Origin of the sequence: Citrobacter sp. RHBSTW-00017, assembly GCF_013797615.1 — a bacterium.
Lineage (GTDB): Bacteria > Pseudomonadota > Gammaproteobacteria > Enterobacterales > Enterobacteriaceae > Citrobacter > Citrobacter braakii.
The window spans coordinates 1-21,136 of record NZ_CP056899.1 but is presented as its reverse complement, the minus strand read 5'-3'; the positions used below and the strand labels follow the sequence as shown (position 1 = coordinate 21,136).

Sequence of the window (21,136 nt, the reverse complement as noted above, 5' to 3'; positions counted from 1 at the left end):
TGCCTTATCCGGCCGACAGGTAAGTGCAAATATGAGTATCTGCGCCAATTGGCATTGTAGTCAGAACTTCTGCTTTTTCTCCTCAACTTTTACGCCCTGGGTTGGTAAACCGGTGTCGTAATCGCGTACCACGGGAGAATAGCCGTCTTGCGGGCGCGGGCGAAAAGCGCCCATCCAGCGCGGTACGGCGTCAGGACGCCAGGGACGCAAACTCCACTGATAGGTGCGGAATGGATCGCGGATTTTATCCATATAGTCCAGCAGCGCGTCGTGCATCTGGCAGCGAACATCGGCTAATTGCGGAGAATCTATCTGGTTGTGTAGCTCATCGGGATCGTTTCGTCTGTCGTAAAGCTCATCACTGGTAAACAGGTTCAGCACCAGCTTCCAGTCATCCGTCACCCAGCAACGTACCGGTATAAATCCGCCAAAACTGTCATGTTCAATCTCATAACGATTGAACTCCACCATCACACCGCGTGGTTTTTCAACGGTAAGGATGTTTTCACCCGGCAGGATTTGTGGCTTCTCAATACCCGCCAGCGCCATCATCGTCGGCAGCAGATCGATATGGCTTACCGGCGTGTCTACCTGCATGGATTCTCCCTGAGGCGAGCGCATAATCAGCGGAATTCGCGTGATGTCGTCATACATCGCTGCCCCCTTACTGATGAGCTTATGCGCCCCCATCATCTCGCCATGATCGGAGGTGTAAATGACCCAGGTGTTGTCCCGCTGCATGGGCGTTAAGGTATTAATAACCCGGCCAATCTGGTCATCGACAAAGTCGTTGCAGGCAAAATAGAGCGGATGGTGATAGCGCCCATCATCACCTACCGGCGAAGGCATCGCTTCAGACCAAAGACGATGATGTTCAGGTTTGTTACTCAAAGAGTCGTGCGCCTTCATCCCCAGGTCATAATAAAAATCCTGATATTTCTGCAGATACTCCACGGGACAGGTAAACGGGTGATGCGGCTCGTCGTAGGAAACTACCATCAGGAAGGGTTCTTCATCACGTGCAGGGTGGCGGAGGAAATCAATCGCCCGGTTACTGATGCGGTGCGCCCAGGTAAAGGTTTCATTGATATTGTTAGCCAGCAAATCCTCCACGCTGTTCAGACCGTTACGCCACAAACCGATCTCTTTGTCCGTCAGTTCCGCGAGGTAATTTGCCCCGTCATACCAGTAGTCAGCATCCCATTCGGGCGGGCACTCGCCGGTACCAAAGTAATCGTGCCCGTCGAGATGCCACTTGCCGATGTAGCAGGTGTGATAGCCCGCATCCTTAAAATAGCGTCCCATGGTGGAGATATTTTTCCCCGGCGCGACGTTATTGGTCCACGGGCCGGACTGGTTGGCATAAATCCCGGTAAACAGCCCAGCGCGGGCCGGAGTGCACACCGGTGAGCAGGTATAAGCAGAATTGAAGCGAATACCTTCCGCCGCCAGGCTATCAATGTTATTGGTATTCAGCGACTTACCACTATAACAGCCGACCATATTGGTCGCCTGAGTATCAGTCATAATGAACAGGAAATTAGGGCGGGTCATGCTTTATCCTTAGCGTCAGAGACAGAAAGTGCAGTGGCCAAACGACGCGTCTGCCAGGTGCTGTAAATTAAATACATCATCACTGCCGCCGTAATTGAGTAGCAGAGAATCGTCAGCCATTGGGTGTTGTACCCTCCAAACTGCGCCAGTCCAGCATAGACGCCGAGCATCGCGGTCAGGATACCGACAGAGGCAAGTTTGGCGTTTTTCCACGGCTTCATGTCTACCGCAAAAGCATCATGGAATTTAAACGGCGTCGCACGCGGCTTGATAATGCCGATAACCAGCATCACCACCACGTTGATGCAGAAGGTACAGGCCAGTACGTAAAGGAAGTGAAAGTCGAACTTCACCAGATAATTAATGGTGATGTAGCTGACGATACCGAGTCCCATAGCGACTTTCGCTGCCAGCGCAGGGATGCGCGGGAAAAAGAATCCCATGATGATGATGGTCACCAACGGCACGTTATAAATACCGTTGAGCTGTTTCATCCAGCTGTAGAGTCCTTCCGGTGCATTAGCGATCCACGGTGCTACCAGCACGGAAATTACCGCGATAAAGAATCCGAACTTACGCCCAACCCGAACCAGCTGTTCCGGTTGGGCGTGTTGATTAATAATCCGCCGATATATTCCCATGCTAAATAAGGTACTGGCGCTGTTTAAAAATCCATTGAATGTACTGATTACCGCGCCGAATAAAACGGCACCGAAAAAACCCACCAAAGGGACAGGAAGCACGTTATTTACCAGTGTCGGATATGCCATATCCGCCTTTGGCAGATCCTGGTATAGATGAAAAGCAATTAAACCTGGTAATACCAGCACCAGTGGATCGAGCATTTTCAATACCGCTGTGAGCAATGCTCCTTTCTGCCCTTCGGCGAGGCTTTTGGAAGCCAGCGTACGTTGTACGATGCCCTGATTAGTACACCAGTAGAAGGTATTCACCAGAATCAAACCGGTAAAGGCTGCACCTATCGGCAGCGGATCGTTCGCTCCACCAATTGAGTTTAATTTCTCCGCATGTACGGTGGTCAGTTGCTCAACACCTTGTAAAAAACTGCCTTTTCCCATCGCAATCAGGCCGAACACGGGGACCATCAATCCACCAATCACCAGCCCTATACCATTGATAGAATCGGCCACCGCCATCGCACGTAAACCGCCGATCACCGCATAAATAATCCCGGCAAGGCCCAGCAAAATAACCAGTAACCAGATTGCTGCGCCCTGAGAAATATTCAGCGATTCACCGATGTGAAAAAGGCTATTCAGCGCCAGCGCCCCTGAATAAAGCACAATCGGCAGGAAGCAGACGCCAGTGGCAATAAGAAAGCAAAAGTCGATAATGATTCGCGTGGTTTTATCGTAACGCTCTTCCAGAAAATCTGGGATCGTAGCGATACCACGTTGCAGATAGCGAGGTAGAAAAATCAGCGCCAGAAAGATAAGCGTCACCGCAGAGGTGACTTCCCAACCCATAACCGACATTCCGCTTTTGTAAGCCTGACCAGACAGACCAACCAACTGTTCGGTTGAAAGGTTAGTTAACATCAATGACGCGGCAATCACCGGCGCTTTCAATGAACGCCCGGCAAGAAAATACCCTTGTTGCGATCCGGTATCCGTTTTACGTACCTTCCACCAGGTGATTAGCGCCACCAGCAGCGTAAAGCCCACAAAGCTCAGAATTTGTAGCGTATTCATCTCATAGCCCTTATTTTTCATTATGTCCCGGCAGCTGTAGGGGGAATGCAAGGTAATGTGCGCCGGGTCAGGCAGTCAGATTTCTTAAAATAAAAACGTCATATCCCTGAACAGATTTTTTCTGTTAAGTTCAGGTTGTGGGCATAATTCTCCGGTGGGAAATTAAAATGAATGGAAAGATGCAAAGTTCGCATGTAAAAAACGAAACTACGTACAATATTCCCCTGTTGATTCATGAAAGTGTGATCTCCAGCGGGATTTCATTGATCTCGCTGTGGCACACCTATGCCGACGAACATTATCGGGTTATTTGGCCACGTGATAAGAAAAAACCGCTGATTGCTAATTCATGGGTTGCGGTCTACACCGTCCAGGGCTGTGGAAAAATCCTTCTTAAAGGCGGTGAACAAATCACGCTTACCGGAAACTGTATAATCTTTTTAAAACCAACCGATATACAGTCTTATCACTGTGAAGGGTTGGTATGGGAACAATACTGGATGGAATTCACACCAACCAGCGTAATGGATATTCCGCTACGACAACAAAGCATTATTTATAATGGTGATATTTATAATCATGAGCTGACCGAAGTTTCGCGATTAATTACATCCCCAGACTCAATAAAAAATAATCTGGCAGTCGCCTTTCTCACAAAAATAATTTATCAATGGATTTGTCTTATTTACGCCGAAGGTAAAAAAGACCCACAGCGAATACAGATTGAAAAACTGATTGCCACTCTACATGCCAGTCTACAAAAACGGTGGAGCGTGGCGGATATGGCAGCCACTATCCCCTGTAGCGAAGCCTGGCTACGTCGTCTTTTTTTACGCTATACCGGAAAAACACCGAAAGAATACTATCTGGATGCGCGGCTGGAACTGGCGTTATCGCTGTTAAAGCAAGAGGGAAATACGGTCGGGCAGGTCGCTGATATACTTAACTTCTTTGACTCGTTTCATTTCAGCAAGGCGTTTAAACACAAATTTGGCTATGCGCCGTCGGCGGTATTGAAACATGCGGACCGGCACCCAGAGGATGCCGGTCAACTGGGTTAGCGCAGTTCCGGCCAGTACTCTTTGTTAGCGTCGATCAAATCATCCAGAATCGCTTTAGCTACAGACGCACTCGGCACGGTTTTCGACAGGGTGATAGCCTGCCACAAACGCTGGTAAGAGCGGTGCTCCCAGGCATCGACCACCAACTTCTCAACCGCCACCTGCTGGCTCATCAACCCTTTCTGGAACTGCGGGATATCCCCCACAGTCAGCGGCTCCGGGCCGTTATGCCCCACCAGGCATGGGATCTCGACCATCGCTTCATCATCAAAGTTATGAATCGCACCATTATTTGGCACAATCAGCAGCATCCGCTCCTGAGTGTTAAAGGCGATGGCCGCCGCCAGATCGACAATGTAGGAAGCATGTTCGTCAATCTCCAGTTCACCGGCCGCAGAATGGCCTGCCTCAATAATGGCCCGGCAGGAACCGAACACCTGTTTTTCGCGGTGATCCATAACCTCGTTGGCACGGGTACGCTGCGGATTGGAGTGCTGGACCACGTAATCCGGAAACAGATAGTATTTCAGGTAGGTATTTGGCATGGTGTCCGGATCCAGCGCCTGCACATCCTTCGCCTTAGCGAAGGTATCGTTCCAGCTCGCCTCCGTATGCGGGTCGTTCGATGGCGGCACATAACCATGCTTCGCCACGTATTCACGCAGCTTCGGCATCAAATCGTTACCCTGGAGATCTTCAATTGATGTCCACCAGCCAAAGTGGTTCAGCCCGTAGTAGCGCACGCGCATCTGTTTACGATCTTTAAGGCCGACGATCTGCGCCATCCGTCCTTCAATACCGATGGGCATATCGCAAATATTGAGGATTTTCGCATTTGGACGCAGTCTACGCGTGGCTTCAGCCACAATTGCCGCCGGGTTAGAGTAGTTAAGCATCCAGGCGTTTGGTGAATATTTTTCCATATAATCCACCAGTTCCAGCACACCGCCAATAGATCGCATGCCGTAGGCAATCCCGCCCGGCCCACAGGTTTCCTGGCCTAACACCCCGTGACGTAATGGGATTTTCTCGTCTTGTTCACGCATTGGGTATTTACCCACGCGGATATGTGCCATCACAAAATCAACATCGGTAAACGCAGTTTTGGGATCGGTGGTGTAACTAAACTCTATCTCCGGCGCCTGCTCTTTGAGGATGATTTTACACGCCTCGGCAATCACCTCCTGACGCGCGCCATCGTTGTCATAAAATTTCAGCGCACGAAGCGGGAAACGGTCCTGATTTGCCAGCAACATCAACACGATGCCCGGCGTAAAGGTACTACCACCACCTGCGATAACCACTGAGAATTTTTTCATGATACTGCCTCCGTCATGGGGATCTGTTCGTTTGATAAAGTAGATTTCATTAGCGTTTCGAGCTGGTCGCGTACCTGAGGGACGTGTAAACCAACAATGACCTGAATACCATTGCCGCGACGCACAACACCGTGTGCACCCAGCGCTTTGAAGACGTCATCGCTTTGCGTTTTCGCCATGTCGTGAAGCGCAATCCGCAGGCGAGTGGCGCAGTTATTAATACTTCCGATATTGCCTGCGCCGCCTAACGCTTGCAGAAAACCGGCCGCCTGTCCCAGTTTGGTGTCTGGCGTAGCGGCGGTGGTTTGCCCACGCGCGGCTTTATAGTCAGCTTTGGTGTAGAGTTTGATTTCGCTGTCTTCCCGGCCCGGCGTTTTCAGGTTGAAGCGCAGGATCAGCGCGCGGAAGATGGTGAAATAGATCGCGGTAAAGGCCAGGCCAATCGCTATCTGGGTGAACATCATTCCGGCATGGTTGTGGAACATTGGGATCCAGTTTTGCGGTAAGAACTGGTCAAGCAGGCCGCCACCCATATTGCCTACCACGCCGCAGAGATACATTACCGTCGCCATGGAGGCCGCCAGCACGGCGTGTACAGCAAACAGCAAGGGTGAGATAAACAGGAAGGTGAACTCCAGCGGTTCGGTAATCCCAACCAACACAGCCGTTAGCGTAGCGGGGATCAATAATCCCGCCACCTTCACCCGGTTTTCCGGAGAGGCAGTGAAGTAAAGCGCCAGAGCAATACCTAATGAACCAAAGATTTTCGAATTGCCGTGCAGAGCAAAACCCCCTTCCGGGAACAGCGTTTTCAGCGACTCTGTGCTTTGGCTGAATTCCTGCAAGTGCTGCGCCCAGTAGACCTGGATGCCGCCTTCCACCGCCGCAGGGCCGAAGATAAATGGACCATAGACGAAGTGATGCAGCCCGGTCGGAATCAAAATACGCTCAAGGAAGGTATAAACCCATACCCCCAACGCACCCGCAGAACGCAGAAAAGCTTGCAGAGATTCAATCCCCATCTGCACCTTTGGCCAACCCAGCAGCGTCAGCCAGGCACAGGGAATCATCACCAGGAAGGCAATGATCACCACAAACGATGTTCCCTGAAAAATACCGAGAAATACTGGCAAGGGTTTGTCGAAATAACGGTTATGCAAGGCAGTAACAATACCGGAAATGACAATGGCGCCGATGATGCTGGTATCTAGTGTTTTAATCCCGGCCATCATCGTTAAGCCGCTACCTGCCGTCGGGTCTGCGCTAAAATCCACGCCGAAGAAATCTCCCCAGGTCATGCCCATGGCATTGATGAAGTAATTCCACGTAAGAAAGCTGACCAGTACCGCCAGACAAGCGCGCCCCTGAGCCTGTTTCGCCAGACCGATCGGCAGACCAACGGCGAAAATCAGCGGCATATTGCGAAATACCGTCCAGCCACCTTCTTCGATGATATGAACGATTTGTGCGAACAAACTGTTGGGATCGGTAAGCGCTTCACCCACAAACAGCGGGTTGCGCAGCATAATAGCGATACCGACGACGATACCGGCAAAGGGAAACAGCAGCACCGGGGTGAACATCGCGCCGCCAAAGCGTTGTATTTGACTGAGCATTTTCACATCCTCATATAACAACCAGTAGGGGAGAGGCCTTTTTTGTAGTGATTGCTGGCCTGATACGAGAATAGAAAGTTGCGATCCTTCAGACATGGCATGCCGCTGCGATTCGTGATCGCTTTCATGGTTTTAATTTCGGCAATGAGGTCTACTTTTTACGTAAAAGTTAGACATCAAAAGGTTTATGGTGCAGTAATTAAAAGAAAAAAGAGGTCTGGTAGTGATCTACAAATCAATTGCGGAACGACTACGAATTCGCCTGAATTCTTCTGATTACAACATCGGTAGCCCGTTGCCTGGTGAAAAAAAGCTTGCCCAAGAGTTCGCGGTTTCACGAATGACGATCCGTAAAGCAATTGATATGTTGATTGGCTGGGGATTGGTCGTACGCCGTCATGGGAGTGGAACTTATGTGGCGCGCAAAGATGTCCATCATGAAACCACAAACCTGACCGGACTGGCGGAAGTACTGAAGCGACAAGGGAAAGAGGTCACCAGTGAAGTACTGGTATTTGAAGTGATGCCCGCACCACCAGCAATTGCCAGCCAACTGCGTATCCAGATTAATGAACGCATCTACTTCTCACGTCGCGTTCGCTATGTGGACGGCAAGCCGCTGATGCTTGAAGACAGCTACATGCCGGTAAAATTATTCCGTAATTTATCGCTGGCGCATCTGGAAGGGTCAAAATTCGATTACATCGAGAAAGAGTGCGGAATAACTATCAGCGGCAACTATGAAAGTCTGACTCCCGTTCTTGCCGATAAGCAGCTTTCCGCGCAGATGAACGTACCTGAACAGACGCCATTGCTGCGGATTACCTCACTGTCCTACAGCGATAGCGGGGAGTTTTTGAATTATTCGGTGATGTTCAGAAACGCCAGCGAGTACCAGGTGGACTACCACTTACGGCGCGTCCACCCAGACTCAGCCTGACTAACCCATCCCCCAGAAAATCACCGCCAGCAGTTGCGGCGTGATAATTCGCAGGAACATCACCAGCGGATAAACGGTCGCATACGACAGCGCCGCCGCCCCGCTGGTGGCATGCAGGTTGTTAGCAAATGCCAGTGCAGGCGGATCGGTCATTGAGCCAGCCAGCATTCCGCACAGCGTGAGGTAGTTCATTTTGACGAAAATCCTCGCCAGCAGCCCCACGGTAATCAGCGGAATCGCGGTGATGAAAATACCGTAGCCCACCCAGCTCAGGCCATCCCCCTGCGTCAGGGTATGAACAAAATCACCGCCTGACTTCAGACCAACCACTGCGAGAAACAGCACGATACCCAACTCTCGCAGCGCCAGGTTAGCGCTGGGGGGCATAAACCAATACAGCTTACCAATGCTGCCAATACGCCCCAGGATCAAGGCCATAATCAGCGGCCCACCGGCCAACCCCAGTTTTAGCGCCACCGGGAACCCCGGAATGAATAGCGGGATTGAACCCAGCAGAACACCCAGCCCGATCCCGATAAATACCGGCAGCATCTGCACCTGCTGCAGTTTTTGCTGGGCGTTACCCACCACATTGGCAACAGTATCAATCGAGGAAGGTCGGCCAACCAGATTGAGGATGTCGCCAAACTGCAGGCTGGCGTCGCTGCTGGCTACCAGCTCAACCCCCGCACGGTTCAGACGGGAGATAATCACGTCGTAACGTTCTTTGAAATGCAGGTCGCGGATTCGTTTCCCCAGCACCTGTTCGTTGGTCACCACCACGCGCTCAACGCGTAAATCGGTGCCTCGCGTCGACAGCGATGTGTCCACCTCCTGCCCAATCACCACCTGCGCATTGTGCAGATCAGCAGGCTGACCAACCAGGTGTAGCAGGTCGCCCATCTGAATAATCGTCCCCGGCGACGGCACCATCAATGTTTCTTCACGTTTTAAACGTGAGCAGATGATTTTGTCGCTGTTCAGGATTGGGACATCCTGAATCGCCATATTGTTGAGGTTCGGGTTTTCCACACGGATATTCATCGTCTGAATCAGCGCGTGTCCGTTGGTCAGCGTGGATTCATGCTGATGGGCTTCGGCATCAACGTTAACGCGAAAAATAAGGCGCATCAGCCACATAGTGAGCAAAATACCGCAGATACCAAAAGGATAAGCCATGGCATAGCTCATCCCCATCTGATCCACCACATCAACAGGAGTACCCAGATCGCGCAGAATCTGCTGCCCCGCGCCTAACGCCGGAGTATTAGTGACCGCACCGGAAAAAATGCCCAGCACCACGGGAAGGGGAATGGCAAAAATCTTATGCAGGATCGCGGTGACCAGGCCACCCATGATAACAATCAGCACGGCAAACAGATTCAGCCGTAGGCCCGAAACGCGCAGTGACGCAAAAAAGCCCGGCCCCACCTGAATACCGATGGTGTAGACGAAAAGAATCAGGCCAAATTCCTGAATAAAATGCAGCATGTCGCCGCTCAGGGTCATCCCTGCCTGATCGACAAAATGCCCGACAATAATACCGCCGAACAGCACGCCTCCGATGCCAAAACCAACACCACGTATTTTTATGTTGCCGATCCATAATCCGACAACTGCCACCATTGCCAGAACGCTGACCGTCAATGCTATATCACTCATTTTCCTGTTCCCTGTGAATAACATTTTATTTAACGAAGATTATGACTGAACCGTTCAGGCATGAATGCAGAGTGGCGCACATTATCATGCTACAGAGCGCCCAGGAGCGCTTAAGAAGGGCGTTCTTTACTGTTTTTCTTCACGTCGATTTGAAATTGCTGAATGCTTTTTTCTGGCAATGGCAGCGCTTCCGGCATCCTGCCCTCCCAGATAATAGTTTCATGTGGGCTGAGGCACAAAAAAGCCCCGTCATTTCTGGCGGGGCAAAGGCATGGAGCTATTTAACTGTCTAATGCGGGACGTTCGCTGATGGCGATACGTTGTGGAGCGATGGTTTCAGGTTCATTCCGGGTCAAATCGATATGCAGCAAGCCGTTAGTGAAGCTTGCGCCGGAGACTTCCATATTTTCAGCCAGCGTAAAGCTCAGGCTGAACGGCTGAGTGACCAGCCCCTGATGCAACCATTTGGTCTCTTTTTCCGGCTGCTGCGGCGTACCTTTCACGGTCAGGCGCGTGCCTTCCAGTTGAATATCCAGATCTTCCTGGCGGAAACCGGCTAACGCAAGGGTAATGCGGTAGTGGTTATCATCGCTCTTTTCGATGTTATAAGGCGGGAAGCTCTGGCTTTCGCCCGTGTTTTGCAAGGCATTGGCCAGTTTGTCAAAACCGATCCATTGACGCAGCAGTGGGGATAAATCGTAGTTACGCATAATAATCTCCTTCTAAGAAGCGAGTAAGTACCTTTTGGCTCCCTGACGGCAAGCCGATTGCTTAGCAGGGCCGCCTGAAGCGGCCCACAGAATTAGTTGATTTCGATGCGGCGCGGCTTATTCGCTTCGGGAATCACGCGTTCGAGATCGATATACAGCAGACCATTCACCAGGTTCGCGCCGCGAACATGAATGTTCTCCGCTAACTGGAACTTACGTTCGAAGTTGCGCTCGGCAATCCCCTGATACAGGTAAGTACGTTCTTTTTGATCGTCCGCATGGGCGCCTTTCACCACCAGCAGATTGTCCTGGGCAGTAATTTCCAGTTCGCTTTCAGCAAAACCAGCAACGGCAATCGCAATTCGGTAATGGTTTTCGTCTACCAGCTCAACGTTATACGGAGGGTAGCCGCCATTGCTCTGGCCCTGATTGTTTTCCAGCAGGTTAAACAGGCGATCAAAACCAATAGCAGAACGGTACAGCGGGGATAAATCAAAGTTACGCATAATCAATAGCTCCTGAAATCAGCGAGAATAATAGACCTTCCATCATGGACAGGTCAGGTAGCCAGGACACCCATCAGGCATGCCCTTCATTTGTCTACACTCTAAAAATGGGTCTTAATACAAACTTTTCAAGCGTATTCATCTGACTTTTTTTGCAGTTTGTTGTCTATTGCATACACTGGTGTGAGCAGTTGTTATCGTTAAATCGCGATAGCCGCCACAGTGTGACGAAATGGTGATGTTATTTTCGCAACGGATCGCTTTAACTCACCATGCAAACACAATAAATACAGATGAAAAAAATGATGATAAAAAAAATGTTGGTAACACTGACAATGTGCAGCGGGATGGCGTTTGTGAGCGGCTGTTCCAGCATTATGTCGCATACCGGAGGCAAAGAAGGGACGTATCCTGGCACGCGCGCCAGCGCCACAATGATTAGCGAAAGTGATACAAACTGGGGAACCAAGTCACTGGCGATTCTGGATATGCCGTTTACCGCAGTACTGGATACAGTATTACTTCCGTGGGATCTCTTTCGCAAAGATAACTCGGTGAGATCCCGTGTAGAAAAAAGCGAGGAGAGAACGCAGGCCACGAACGCCGTTATCCCTCCGGCTGAAATTCCTGCTCCTTAAGTTAACGCCCTGTCTCTGTTACCCACAGCTGGCGGAAACCCTCGACGTCTTCCATCCACGCAACCTGTCGACCATCAGGAGAGAAGATGATCGCATCGCCCGATGGTGGGTTGCCGTGACGGTCCGTTAGAAAATCAACCTCTCCCGTCTGAGCATCACAACAAGCAATTTTGTTATCCAGTACAAACCCCAGCCATTTCCCTGAAGGATGCCAGTTGAATGCTGACTGAATATCCGTGGCGCAGCGGGTAAGCTGACGCGGTTCCCCTCCTTGTGGGGAAATCAGCCACAGTTGCACAATGCCGACGTCATCACGCATTAAAAACGCAATATCAGATGCCTTTGGATTACTGCGCACCCAATGGCGCGGCTGATTTACCAGACCGGGAAAGGCGCGCGCATGAGTAAACGTCAGGCGGCGTTGATTAATACCGAATGGCGGCGCAGGCATTGTCGTCTCAGTGCCCTCCAGCGGAGCGTCGCCCGGCTGTTTCCAACCGCTTTCATCCTGTGGTAAATCAACAATAAATAACTCCGGCACTTTCTCGCCCGTGACTGATAACGTATCACCGATAAACGCCAGTCTATTTTCCCCTACCCAGCCCTCTTCATAGGCGCGGTTAATCTCATCGCTACCCGGTTTAGGCGTGGGTGTCGTCTGGGTTACCAGCACGCACCAATGGCTCCCGCTGTACTCACGGGGATGCTGCGCGGAGACCGTCACCGGACCATAGGGCGCAGCCACACCGACATTGCGTAGATCCAGCGCCGGTGAGCGCTCATGCAGCACATGGTCGTTATAGGTGAAACTGACAAACTCGCCGCTCGGGCTAAATACATGTACATGACTACCGCCGCGCAGCGCGCCCGGCGTATATGGGGCGGTAATATCCATCGCATCCAGATTCTCCACTTTTGCCTGCGTAGCTATCACCCCACGCCGATGATGGAAGTCGTAATGCCATGTTTCATCAGGATTTTCAGGCCCATGAATAAACACATATTTTTCCAACTTTGGATGAACGGTCACCACGCCAACGTGCGATCCCTGCATGGCCCGATAAATCACCTCCAGCTCGCCAGTATGAATATTGACGCGCTCAATTGTGTCGCCGGTAAAAGAGGCACCGGAAGGGCGCACATCAAAGACCAGCCACTGGCTGTCCGGTGTCCAGGTATTGATATTGGTAAGCTGATGATTACGCGGCGTAAAGGTGATTTGCTTCATGGAATGCCCTGATACAAGACGATTTCAGCAATCATACTTCACAAGCACTTCACTTTCAGGCTTTAGCGTATCGCCATCTTCATTTTTGCGGACAGAAAGATGGAACATTTTGACGTAGCCATTATCGGGTTAGGCCCGGCAGGCGCAGCGCTGGCGCGGCAGTTGAGTGGAAAAATGCGCGTGATCGCGTTGGATAAAAAACACCAGTGCGGCAACGAAGGTTTCACCAAACCCTGCGGCGGTCTGTTGGCCCCGGATGCCCAGCGTTCGTTTATCCGCGACGGGATAACCTTACCCGTTGATGTCATCGCTAACCCACAGATATTTAGCGTTAAAACGGTTGATGTTGCAGCCTCTTTGACGCGTAACTACCAGCGTAGCTACATTAATATCAACCGCCATGCTTTTGATTTATGGCTTAAATCTCTCATTCCTGATGATGTACAGGTGTACCACGACAGCCTGTGTCGGAAAATCTGGCGCGAGGGCGATAAATGGCATGTTATCTTCCGCGCCGACGGTTGGGAGCAGCAGATCACCGCGCGTTATCTGGTGGGAGCCGACGGCGCGAACTCATTGGTACGCCGTCATCTCTATCCCCGGCACCAGATCCGTAAATATGTTGCTATTCAACAATGGTTTGCGGAAAAACATCCCGTCCCGTTCTATTCCTGCATTTTTGATAACGACGCAACCGACTGTTATTCCTGGAGTATCAGCAAAGATGGCTATTTTATCTTTGGCGGTGCCTACCCGATGAAGGACGGCCAGGCGCGCTTTGACGCGCTGAAAGCGAAGATGGAAGCGTTCCAATTTCAGTTCGGCAAACCGGTGAAAAGTGAAAAATGTACGGTGCTGTTTCCTTCACGCTGGAAAGACTTCGTCTGTGGCAAGGACAACGCATTTTTGATTGGCGAAGCGGCCGGTTTTATCAGCGCCAGCTCACTGGAGGGGATTAGCTATGCGCTGGACAGCGCGGAGGCGCTCAAATCTGTATTGTTGCGGGATGCACCAGATATGAATCACGCTTACCGCAAAGCCCCCCGCAAGTTACGTCTCAAACTGTTTGGCAAGATCCTGAAAAGTCGGGCCCTGACGTCGGCGTTTTCCCGTAAATGGATAATGCGCAGCGGCGTGGCGCATATTCCTCAAGGTGACCACTCAGTATCACAACTAATTGCTGAAACAGGGCAAATGCGCCAAGGCATTTGCCCATAACATCTTATTTCAGCGCAAACTTCTCAATGGCATACGCGACGCCATCTTCAAGGTTAGATTTCGTCACAAAGTTGGCGATTTCTTTGACTGATCCAATAGCGTTGTCCATGGCAACGCCCACGCCTGCGTATTCAATCATCGCGATGTCGTTTTCCTGATCGCCAATCGCCATCACCTCTTCGGCTTTTATACCCAACGCATCGGCCAGCGATTTCACGCCAGTCCCTTTATTGACGCGTTTATCGAGGATTTCGAGGAAATACGGCGCACTTTTCAGCACGGTGTACTTCTCTTTTACTTCCGCAGGTATGCGTGAGATAGCTTTATCGAGGATCTCCGGCTCGTCAATCATCATCACTTTCAGGAACTGGGTTGCGGGATCCATTTTCTCGGCTTCACAGAACACCAGCGGAATCGTCGCAACAAACGATTCATGTACCGTGTAGTAGCTGATATCACGGTTCGCGGTATACAGCGTGTTGCGATCGAGTGCGTGGAAATGCGAGCCAACGTCCCGGGAGAGCTGCTCCAGATAACGATAATCATCATAGCTCAGCGCGGTTTGCGCGACAGTACTGCCATCCCCTGCTTTCTGCACTAGCGCGCCATTGTAGGTAATGCAGTAGTCACCGGGTTCTTCCATATGCAATTCTTTCAGATAGCTGTGGACGCCGGCATACGGGCGCCCCGTGGTCAGCACCACATTTACGCCACGCGCGCGCGCTGCGGCAATCGCCGTTTTGACCGCGGGTGAAATGGTGTGATCGGGCAGCAGAAGTGTGCCATCCATGTCGATAGCAATAAGTTTGATAGCCATGAGTTCCCCGGATTAAATGAGTCCGTCCTCATGCTAACGCGATTCCGCTCAAAAAACAGCTACGAAAAGGGGGATAGAAAGGGGAATCGAGATTCCCCTTTTGCAGGACGGTTGTAGACCTGGGTGCAAGTTAGATATCGATGTTCGCCGCTTTCAGGGCGTTTTCTTCGATAAACGCGCGACGCGGTTCAACGGCATCGCCCATCAGCGTAGTGAACAGCTGGTCGGCGGCAATCGCATCCTTCACGGTAACGCGCAGCATACGACGGCTTTCCGGATCCATGGTGGTTTCCCACAGCTGATCCGGGTTCATCTCGCCCAGACCTTTATAACGCTGGATAGCGAGGCCGCGACGTGACTCTTTCTGCAGCCATTCCAGCGCCTGCTCAAAGCTGGCAACCGGCTGGCGGCGCTCGCCACGTTCGATAAACGCATCGTCTTCGATCAGCCCGCGCAGCTTCTCACCGAGCGTACAAATACGACGGTATTCGCCACCGGTCACAAACTCGTGATCCAGAATATAGTCGGTATCCACACCGTGAGTACGGACGCGCACAATCGGCTCAAACAGGTTCTGCTCTGCGTTGTGGTGGATATCAAACTTCCACAGGCTGCCGTGCTGTTCTTTTTCGTTCAGCTCGGTAATCAACGAATTAACCCAGCGGGTAACGGTCTGCTCGTTCGCCAAATCAGCTTCCGGCAGCGTCGGTTGATAAACCAGTTCTTTCAGCAGCGCTTTCGGGAAACGACGTTCCATACGGCCAATCATTTTCTGCGTCGCGTTGTATTCAGAAACCAGTTTTTCTAACGACTCACCTGAAAGAGCAGGTGCGCTGGCATTAGTGTGTAGCGTTGCGCCATCCAGAGCGATAGAAATTTGGTACTGATCCATCGCTTCGTCATCTTTAATGTACTGTTCCTGCTTACCTTTTTTCACTTTGTACAGCGGTGGCTGTGCAATGTAAACGTGGCCGCGTTCCACGATTTCCGGCATCTGACGATAGAAGAAGGTCAACAGCAGCGTACGAATATGCGAGCCGTCGACGTCCGCATCGGTCATGATGATGATGCTGTGATAACGCAGTTTGTCCGGGTTGTACTCGTCACGACCGATGCCACAGCCGAGCGCGGTGATCAGCGTCGCCACTTCCTGAGAAGAGAGCATTTTATCAAAGCGCGCTTTCTCGACGTTGAGGATTTTACCCTTCAGCGGCAGAATCGCCTGGTTTTTACGGTTACGGCCCTGCTTCGCAGAACCGCCCGCGGAGTCCCCTTCCACAAGGTACAGTTCGGACAGCGCCGGGTCGCGTTCCTGACAGTCCGCCAGCTTGCCCGGCAGGCCCGCTAAGTCCAGCGCGCCTTTACGACGGGTCATTTCACGCGCGCGACGTGCCGCTTCACGGGCACGTGCAGCATCAATAATTTTGCCAACGACGATTTTCGCATCAGACGGGTTTTCCAGCAGGTATTCGCTCAGCAGTTCGTTCATCTGCTGTTCTACCGCCGATTTCACCTCAGAGGAGACCAGCTTGTCTTTGGTCTGTGAGGAGAATTTCGGATCTGGTACTTTCACGGAAACAACGGCAATCAAGCCTTCACGGGCATCGTCACCGGTGGCGCTGACTTTGGCTTTTTTGCTGTAGCCTTCTTTGTCCATGTAGGCGTTCAGGGTACGGGTCATCGCCGCACGGAAGCCTGCAAGGTGAGTACCGCCGTCACGCTGCGGAATGTTGTTGGTGAAGCAGTAGATGTTTTCCTGGAAACCATCGTTCCACTGCAGCGCAACTTCAACGCCGATACCGTCTTTTTCGGTGGAGAAGTAGAAGATATTCGGGTGAATCGGCGTTTTGTTTTTGTTGAGGTATTCAACAAACGCCTTGATGCCGCCTTCGTAGTGGAAATGGTCTTCTTTACCATCGCGCTTGTCGCGCAGACGAATAGAGACGCCGGAGTTCAGGAACGACAGCTCGCGCAGACGCTTAGCCAGAATCTCGTATTCAAACTCAACGACATTGGTAAAGGTTTCGTGGCTTGGCCAGAAACGTACCTGAGTACCCGTCGCTTCTGTTTCGCCGGTTACCGCCAGCGGCGCCTGCGGCACACCGTGCACGTAAGTTTGCTGATGCACTTTACCTTCGCGGCGAATCACCAGCTCCAGTTTCTGTGACAGGGCGTTTACTACGGAAACACCTACGCCGTGCAGACCACCGGAAACTTTATAGGAGTTATCATCGAATTTACCGCCTGCGTGCAGAACGGTCATGATAACTTCCGCCGCCGAAACGCCCTCTTCCGGGTGAATACCGGTTGGGATACCACGGCCATCATCGGTAACGGACACGGAGTTGTCAGCGTGAATCGTTACAACGATATCTTTACAGTGACCCGCGAGCGCTTCGTCGATAGCGTTATCTACCACCTCGAATACCATGTGGTGCAGACCGGTGCCGTCATCCGTGTCGCCGATATACATACCCGGGCGCTTACGCACCGCATCCAGTCCTTTCAGGACTTTGATACTGGAGGAGTCATAAGAATTCGACATCAACGTTTCTCGCTCATTTAAACTTGGGTTAATCCGTTATTTTACCCTTTTCCACGGTGAACATCTTCGAATTTTTGTCCGACATGTCCAGAACGTGTTCAGCGCTGATTGCGCTGACAAAGACCTGAGATTGCGTCGCTTTTAAGCGGCTGGCTAACAGCCCACGACGGGCATCATCAAGTTCAGAGGCAAAATCATCTATCAGGTAGAGACACCGCCGCCCACTTTCGCGGGTGAGGAACTCCCCTTGCGCCAGACGTAAGGCGCACATCAGCAGCTTTAGCTGCCCACGCGACAACGTGTCTTCCACCGGCGCACCGTCAGCGCGAATGCGAAAATCCGCTTTGTGCGGACCGTGTGCGGTGTAGGTCAACATGCGATCGCGTTCAAAACTGCGTTCCAGCACTTCGGCATAATCGGTCTCTTTCTCCCAGCCGCGCTGGAATGAGAAGGAGAGAGAAAACTCGGGTAGAAACTGCTGACAGGTATCCGCCATATCCTGCGCGATACCGGCGCTGTACTCCGCGCGCCAGGTGCTGATTTGTTCCGCCAGCGGGATCAGTTCTTTATCCCACGGACGCAGTTGCTCATAACGACTCACCTGGCGCAGGGCTGCGTTGCGCTGCTTGAGCAGTCGCTTCAGATTGCTCCAGGCGGTGAAAAATCCGGCTTCATTGTGAAAGCATCCCCAGTCAAGGAATGCTCTTCTGTATTTGGGGCCGCCATTGAGTAAAGTAAACCCCTCTGGCGTGATCAGCTGCATCGGCATCAGGTGCGCCAGTTCCGCGACCTTGTGCCCGTCAGTGCCGTCAATGCGCACTTTGCTGTCGCCCAGTTTGTCTTTCGTCAGGCCAATCGATGTCTCACGCTCTTCCCCCTGCAAACGCCCGTGTAAAACAAACGACTCCTGCTCGTGGCGAATTACGCGGCCAATCTGCAAACTGCGAAACGCCCGGCCGTGGCCGAGCGTATAGATGGCTTCCAGCACGCTGGTTTTGCCGCTGCCGTTCGCGCCAACCAGGAAGTTAAAGCCAGGGGATAAAGCGAGATCCGCGCTTTCGATATTGCGAAAGTCGCGGATCAACAGACGGGTGAGCGACATTACAGTCTCATTGGCATAACAACATAAGCCGCGCTCTGGCTGGCAGCATCTTCAATCTGTACGCTCGATACGGAATCGGTCAGCAGAATACGAACGTTCTCGCACTTCAGCGCGTTTAGTACGTCCAGTACGTAGCTAACGTTAAAACCGATTTCCAGTTCAGTGCCAGGATAGGAGACATCCAGAATTTCTTCCGCTTCTTCCTGCTCCGGGTTGTTGGCGGTGATTTTCAGCTGGTTTTCACTGACATACAGACGCACGCCGCGGAATTTCTCGTTAGAGAGGATCGCCGCACGAGCAAATGCCTGTTTGAGGATATCGCAACCGGCTTCCAGATGTTTGTCCGGATTCTTCGGCAATACGCGGCGATAATCCGGGAAACGGCCATCAACCAGCTTGGAAGTAAAGATGAAGTCACCCACGTGCGCACGAATGTTGTTGCTGCCAATCTGCACGCGCAGCGGGTTGTCGCCGCCGTCGAGCATACGCATCAGTTCAATCACGCCTTTACGCGGAACGATCACCGAATGGCTGGGTAACTGCTGACCGACAGGCATTGAACAGACCGCCAGGCGGTGACCGTCGGTCGCCACGGTACGCAGCTCTTCCCCTTCGGTTTCAAACAGCATGCCGTTTAAGTAGTAACGCACGTCCTGATGCGCCATCGAAAACTGCGTGGCTTCAATCAGGCGCTTCATCGTGGCCTGCGGCAGAGTGAATTCAACTTCGCTCTGCCAGTCGTCCAGATTCGGGAAGTCGGCGGCAGGCAGCGTAGACAGGGAGAAACGGCTGCGGCCAGAACGCACCAGCATGCGATCGCCTTCCAGTTGAACGGCAATTTCCGCGCCTTCCGGCAACCCACGGCAAATATCGAAGAATTTACGCGCCGGAACGGTGGTCGCACCAGGTTCATGAGGCTGGATCAGCGCCACGCGCGCCACCATCTCCATTTCGAGATCGGTACCAGTGAGAGAAAGCACACCGTCAGCAACCTGCAGCAGCAGATTTCCGAGAATAGGCAGTGTAGGACGTCCACCCAGCGGGCCGCTGACCTGCTGAAGCGGTTTTAATAAATGTTCACGTTCAACGGTAAATTTCATAGCGTCACGAAGATAATGTTCTGATTAAATTGGAGAAATCTTCTTTAATATCATGGCTTTCTTCACGCAACTGCTCAATCTTGCGACAGGCATGAAGCACGGTAGTATGGTCACGCCCACCAAACGCGTCGCCAATTTCCGGCAGACTGTGGTTAGTGAGCTCTTTTGCCAGCGCCATCGCCATCTGGCGCGGACGAGCTACCGAGCGAGATCGACGCTTAGAAAGCAGATCCGCAATTTTGATTTTGTAATACTCCGCCACCGTCTTCTGAATATTGTCGATGGTGACCAGCTTTTCCTGCAAAGCCAGCAGATCGCGCAACGCTTCGCGCACGAAATCGATGGTAATCGCCCGGCCGGTAAAATTAGCGTTGGCGATCACACGGTTCAGTGCGCCTTCCAGCTCACGTACGTTAGAGCGTAGACGCTTGGCAATAAAGAACGCCACTTCACCCGGCAGACGAATGTCGTTTTCGTCGGCTTTTTTCATCAGGATCGCAACGCGCGTTTCCAGCTCAGGCGGCTCGATCGCAACAGTCAGTCCCCAGCCGAAGCGGGATTTCAGACGATCTTCAACGCCGTTGATCTCTTTCGGATAGCGATCCGAAGTCAGGATGATCTGCTGATTGCCTTCCAGCAGGGCGTTAAAGGTGTGGAAAAACTCTTCCTGCGATCGTTCTTTATTCGCGAAGAATTGGATATCGTCAATCAGCAGCGCATCCACGGAACGGTAGTAGCGTTTAAACTCTTCGATCGCGTTGTTTTGCAGGGCCTTAACCATGTCCTGCACAAAACGTTCGGAGTGCATATACACCACTTTCGCGTTTGGCTTACGCGCCATAATACCGTTACCGACAGCGTGCAGAAGGTGGGTTTTACCCAGACCCGTACCGCCATAAAGGAATAACGGATTGTAGGCGCCGCCAGGATTGTCCGCCACCTGACGTGCCGCCGCGCGCGCCAGTTGGTTAGATTTACCTTCAACGAAGTTATCAAACGTGTGTTTGACGTTGACGTTAGAACGATAGGTAGGTTCTGCCGGTGCCGGGACGTTATCCCAGCCTGAGCGCGCCGACGGAGCGGCACGTTGCGGTTGCACTTGCTGAGCCACGTAGGCGGGCGCAACAACGTTGTTCACCGGCGTTTTCAGCGTTTGCGTGACGGGTTTAGTACCGACTTCAAAGCGCAGCTGTGGGGCATCCGCTCCACAGAAGTTATTGAGTAATCCATTAATATTATTAAGGTATTTATCCCTTACCCAATCAAGCACGAAACGGTTTGGCGCATACAAAGCCAGCGTGTTATCGCTCAGTTCCGCCTGCAACGGGCGTATCCACATACTGAACTCTGTGGCTGGTAACTCATCCTGCAATCGGGCAAGACACTGCTGCCAAAGCGAAAGTGACAC

General features: G+C 51.9%; 18 protein-coding genes and 1 other annotated feature. Of the genes, 5 read left to right on the top strand and 13 right to left on the bottom strand.

The features are described from left to right. Positions 1-60: 60 nt before the first annotated feature. Positions 61-1,554, bottom strand: a complete 1,494-nt coding sequence (locus HV037_RS00090) for a sulfatase-like hydrolase/transferase (RefSeq protein ID WP_046276199.1) — start codon at positions 1,552-1,554, stop codon at positions 61-63. After that, positions 1,551-3,266 carry a solute:sodium symporter family transporter gene (locus HV037_RS00085; RefSeq protein ID WP_029139707.1) on the bottom strand — a complete coding sequence of 572 codons (1,716 nt, stop codon included), beginning with the start codon at positions 3,264-3,266 and terminating at the stop codon, positions 1,551-1,553. The genes HV037_RS00090 and HV037_RS00085 overlap by 4 nt, the downstream gene beginning before the upstream one ends. 167 nt (positions 3,267-3,433) lie before the next feature. Here HV037_RS00085 and HV037_RS00080 point away from each other — a divergent pair, with 167 nt between their 5' ends. Beyond that, entirely contained in the window at positions 3,434-4,327 is an 894-nt protein-coding gene (locus tag HV037_RS00080) for an AraC family transcriptional regulator (protein ID WP_029139706.1), read from the top strand. Here the strand turns inward: HV037_RS00080 and HV037_RS00075 are convergent. Together HV037_RS00075 and HV037_RS00070 are read right to left on the bottom strand one after the other, a co-directional pair. Continuing rightward, positions 4,324-5,646: a 6-phospho-alpha-glucosidase gene (locus HV037_RS00075; protein ID WP_019078008.1), complete on the bottom strand. Its 1,323-nt coding sequence runs from the start codon at positions 5,644-5,646 to the stop codon at positions 4,324-4,326. The two genes, HV037_RS00080 and HV037_RS00075, sit on opposite strands and share 4 nt — an antisense overlap. Beyond that, positions 5,643-7,262, bottom strand: coding sequence for an alpha-glucoside-specific PTS transporter subunit IIBC (locus tag HV037_RS00070; RefSeq protein ID WP_046276200.1), 1,620 nt, complete (start codon positions 7,260-7,262; stop codon positions 5,643-5,645). Before HV037_RS00070 ends, HV037_RS00075 begins: the two co-directional genes overlap by 4 nt. Positions 7,263-7,485: 223 nt before the next feature. Between HV037_RS00070 and HV037_RS00065 the strand changes: the two genes are divergently transcribed. Further along, positions 7,486-8,202, top strand: coding sequence for a GntR family transcriptional regulator (locus tag HV037_RS00065; protein ID WP_046276201.1), 717 nt, complete (start codon positions 7,486-7,488; stop codon positions 8,200-8,202). On the opposite strand, the gene HV037_RS00060 is transcribed toward HV037_RS00065, so the two are convergent. Next, positions 8,203-9,864: a putative transporter gene (locus HV037_RS00060; RefSeq protein ID WP_103284412.1), complete on the bottom strand. Its 1,662-nt coding sequence runs from the start codon at positions 9,862-9,864 to the stop codon at positions 8,203-8,205. A 71-nt stretch (positions 9,865-9,935) separates the two neighbouring features. Here HV037_RS00060 and HV037_RS00055 point away from each other — a divergent pair, with 71 nt between their 5' ends. Continuing rightward, positions 9,936-10,157, top strand: coding sequence for a hypothetical protein (locus tag HV037_RS00055; RefSeq protein WP_137352488.1), 222 nt, complete (start codon positions 9,936-9,938; stop codon positions 10,155-10,157). On the opposite strand, the gene ibpB is transcribed toward HV037_RS00055, so the two are convergent. Together ibpB and ibpA are read right to left on the bottom strand one after the other, a co-directional pair. Next, positions 10,146-10,574 carry a small heat shock chaperone IbpB gene (gene ibpB / locus HV037_RS00050; protein WP_003827096.1) on the bottom strand — a complete coding sequence of 143 codons (429 nt, stop codon included), beginning with the start codon at positions 10,572-10,574 and terminating at the stop codon, positions 10,146-10,148. The two genes, HV037_RS00055 and ibpB, sit on opposite strands and share 12 nt — an antisense overlap. A 92-nt stretch (positions 10,575-10,666) precedes the next feature. Continuing rightward, positions 10,667-11,080 (bottom strand): small heat shock chaperone IbpA, encoded by a 414-nt coding sequence (gene ibpA, locus HV037_RS00045; protein WP_003023882.1) that lies wholly within the window; start codon positions 11,078-11,080, stop codon positions 10,667-10,669. Continuing rightward, positions 11,074-11,146 (bottom strand) — a sequence feature (ROSE (Repression Of Heat Shock gene Expression) occurs in the 5'-region of heat shock genes and acts as an RNA thermometer to modulate expression.). Its footprint overlaps the gene before it by 7 nt. A 239-nt stretch (positions 11,147-11,385) precedes the next feature. Here ibpA and HV037_RS00040 point away from each other — a divergent pair. Then, complete coding sequence (locus tag HV037_RS00040; RefSeq protein WP_181022917.1) at positions 11,386-11,718, top strand: YceK/YidQ family lipoprotein; 333 nt, start codon at positions 11,386-11,388, stop codon at positions 11,716-11,718. Between the two features lies 1 nt (position 11,719). Here HV037_RS00040 and HV037_RS00035 read toward each other — a convergent pair whose 3' ends face one another. After that, the gene (locus HV037_RS00035) at positions 11,720-12,946 is read right to left on the bottom strand and encodes a DUF3748 domain-containing protein (protein ID WP_065554410.1); all 1,227 of its coding nucleotides are present in this window, start codon (positions 12,944-12,946) and stop codon (positions 11,720-11,722) included. 99 nt (positions 12,947-13,045) lie between these two features. On the opposite strand from HV037_RS00035, the gene cbrA reads away from it, so the two are divergent. Further along, entirely contained in the window at positions 13,046-14,164 is a 1,119-nt protein-coding gene (cbrA, locus tag HV037_RS00030) for a colicin M resistance lipid reductase CbrA (protein ID WP_103284411.1), read from the top strand. A gap of 4 nt (positions 14,165-14,168) precedes the next feature. On the opposite strand, the gene yidA is transcribed toward cbrA, so the two are convergent. The 5 genes from yidA to dnaA all read right to left on the bottom strand — a co-directional run bounded on the left by yidA (position 14,169) and on the right by dnaA (position 21,136). Further along, positions 14,169-14,981: a sugar-phosphatase gene (yidA, locus tag HV037_RS00025; RefSeq protein WP_016155065.1), complete on the bottom strand. Its 813-nt coding sequence runs from the start codon at positions 14,979-14,981 to the stop codon at positions 14,169-14,171. Between the two features lie 130 nt (positions 14,982-15,111). Then, complete coding sequence (gene gyrB / locus HV037_RS00020) at positions 15,112-17,526, bottom strand: DNA topoisomerase (ATP-hydrolyzing) subunit B (protein ID WP_016157816.1); 2,415 nt, start codon at positions 17,524-17,526, stop codon at positions 15,112-15,114. Between the two features lie 28 nt (positions 17,527-17,554). Continuing rightward, a complete protein-coding gene (recF, locus tag HV037_RS00015; protein WP_016155067.1) occupies positions 17,555-18,628 on the bottom strand; it encodes a DNA replication/repair protein RecF in 1,074 nt (357 codons plus the stop codon). Continuing rightward, entirely contained in the window at positions 18,628-19,728 is a 1,101-nt protein-coding gene (gene dnaN, locus HV037_RS00010) for a DNA polymerase III subunit beta (RefSeq protein ID WP_103284410.1), read from the bottom strand. The genes recF and dnaN overlap by 1 nt, the downstream gene beginning before the upstream one ends. A gap of 4 nt (positions 19,729-19,732) precedes the next feature. Continuing rightward, positions 19,733-21,136, bottom strand: coding sequence for a chromosomal replication initiator protein DnaA (gene dnaA / locus HV037_RS00005; protein ID WP_047498800.1), 1,404 nt, complete (start codon positions 21,134-21,136; stop codon positions 19,733-19,735).

Bases quoted from the DNA above. Each gene is read 5' to 3' on its own strand.
- HV037_RS00090 (WP_046276199.1), bottom strand. From the start codon at position 1,554: ATGACCCGCCCTAATTTCCTGTTCATTATGACTGATACTCAGGCGACC.
- HV037_RS00085 (WP_029139707.1), bottom strand. From the start codon at position 3,266: ATGAATACGCTACAAATTCTGAGCTTTGTGGGCTTTACGCTGCTGGTG.
- HV037_RS00080 (WP_029139706.1), top strand. From the start codon at position 3,434: ATGAATGGAAAGATGCAAAGTTCGCATGTAAAAAACGAAACTACGTAC.
- HV037_RS00075 (WP_019078008.1), bottom strand. From the start codon at position 5,646: ATGAAAAAATTCTCAGTGGTTATCGCAGGTGGTGGTAGTACCTTTACG.
- HV037_RS00070 (WP_046276200.1), bottom strand. From the start codon at position 7,262: ATGCTCAGTCAAATACAACGCTTTGGCGGCGCGATGTTCACCCCGGTG.
- HV037_RS00060 (WP_103284412.1), bottom strand. From the start codon at position 9,864: ATGAGTGATATAGCATTGACGGTCAGCGTTCTGGCAATGGTGGCAGTT.
- ibpB (WP_003827096.1), bottom strand. From the start codon at position 10,574: ATGCGTAACTACGATTTATCCCCACTGCTGCGTCAATGGATCGGTTTT.
- ibpA (WP_003023882.1), bottom strand. From the start codon at position 11,080: ATGCGTAACTTTGATTTATCCCCGCTGTACCGTTCTGCTATTGGTTTT.
- HV037_RS00040 (WP_181022917.1), top strand. From the start codon at position 11,386: ATGATAAAAAAAATGTTGGTAACACTGACAATGTGCAGCGGGATGGCG.
- HV037_RS00035 (WP_065554410.1), bottom strand. From the start codon at position 12,946: ATGAAGCAAATCACCTTTACGCCGCGTAATCATCAGCTTACCAATATC.
- cbrA (WP_103284411.1), top strand. From the start codon at position 13,046: ATGGAACATTTTGACGTAGCCATTATCGGGTTAGGCCCGGCAGGCGCA.
- yidA (WP_016155065.1), bottom strand. From the start codon at position 14,981: ATGGCTATCAAACTTATTGCTATCGACATGGATGGCACACTTCTGCTG.
- gyrB (WP_016157816.1), bottom strand. From the start codon at position 17,526: ATGTCGAATTCTTATGACTCCTCCAGTATCAAAGTCCTGAAAGGACTG.
- recF (WP_016155067.1), bottom strand. From the start codon at position 18,628: ATGTCGCTCACCCGTCTGTTGATCCGCGACTTTCGCAATATCGAAAGC.
- dnaN (WP_103284410.1), bottom strand. From the start codon at position 19,728: ATGAAATTTACCGTTGAACGTGAACATTTATTAAAACCGCTTCAGCAG.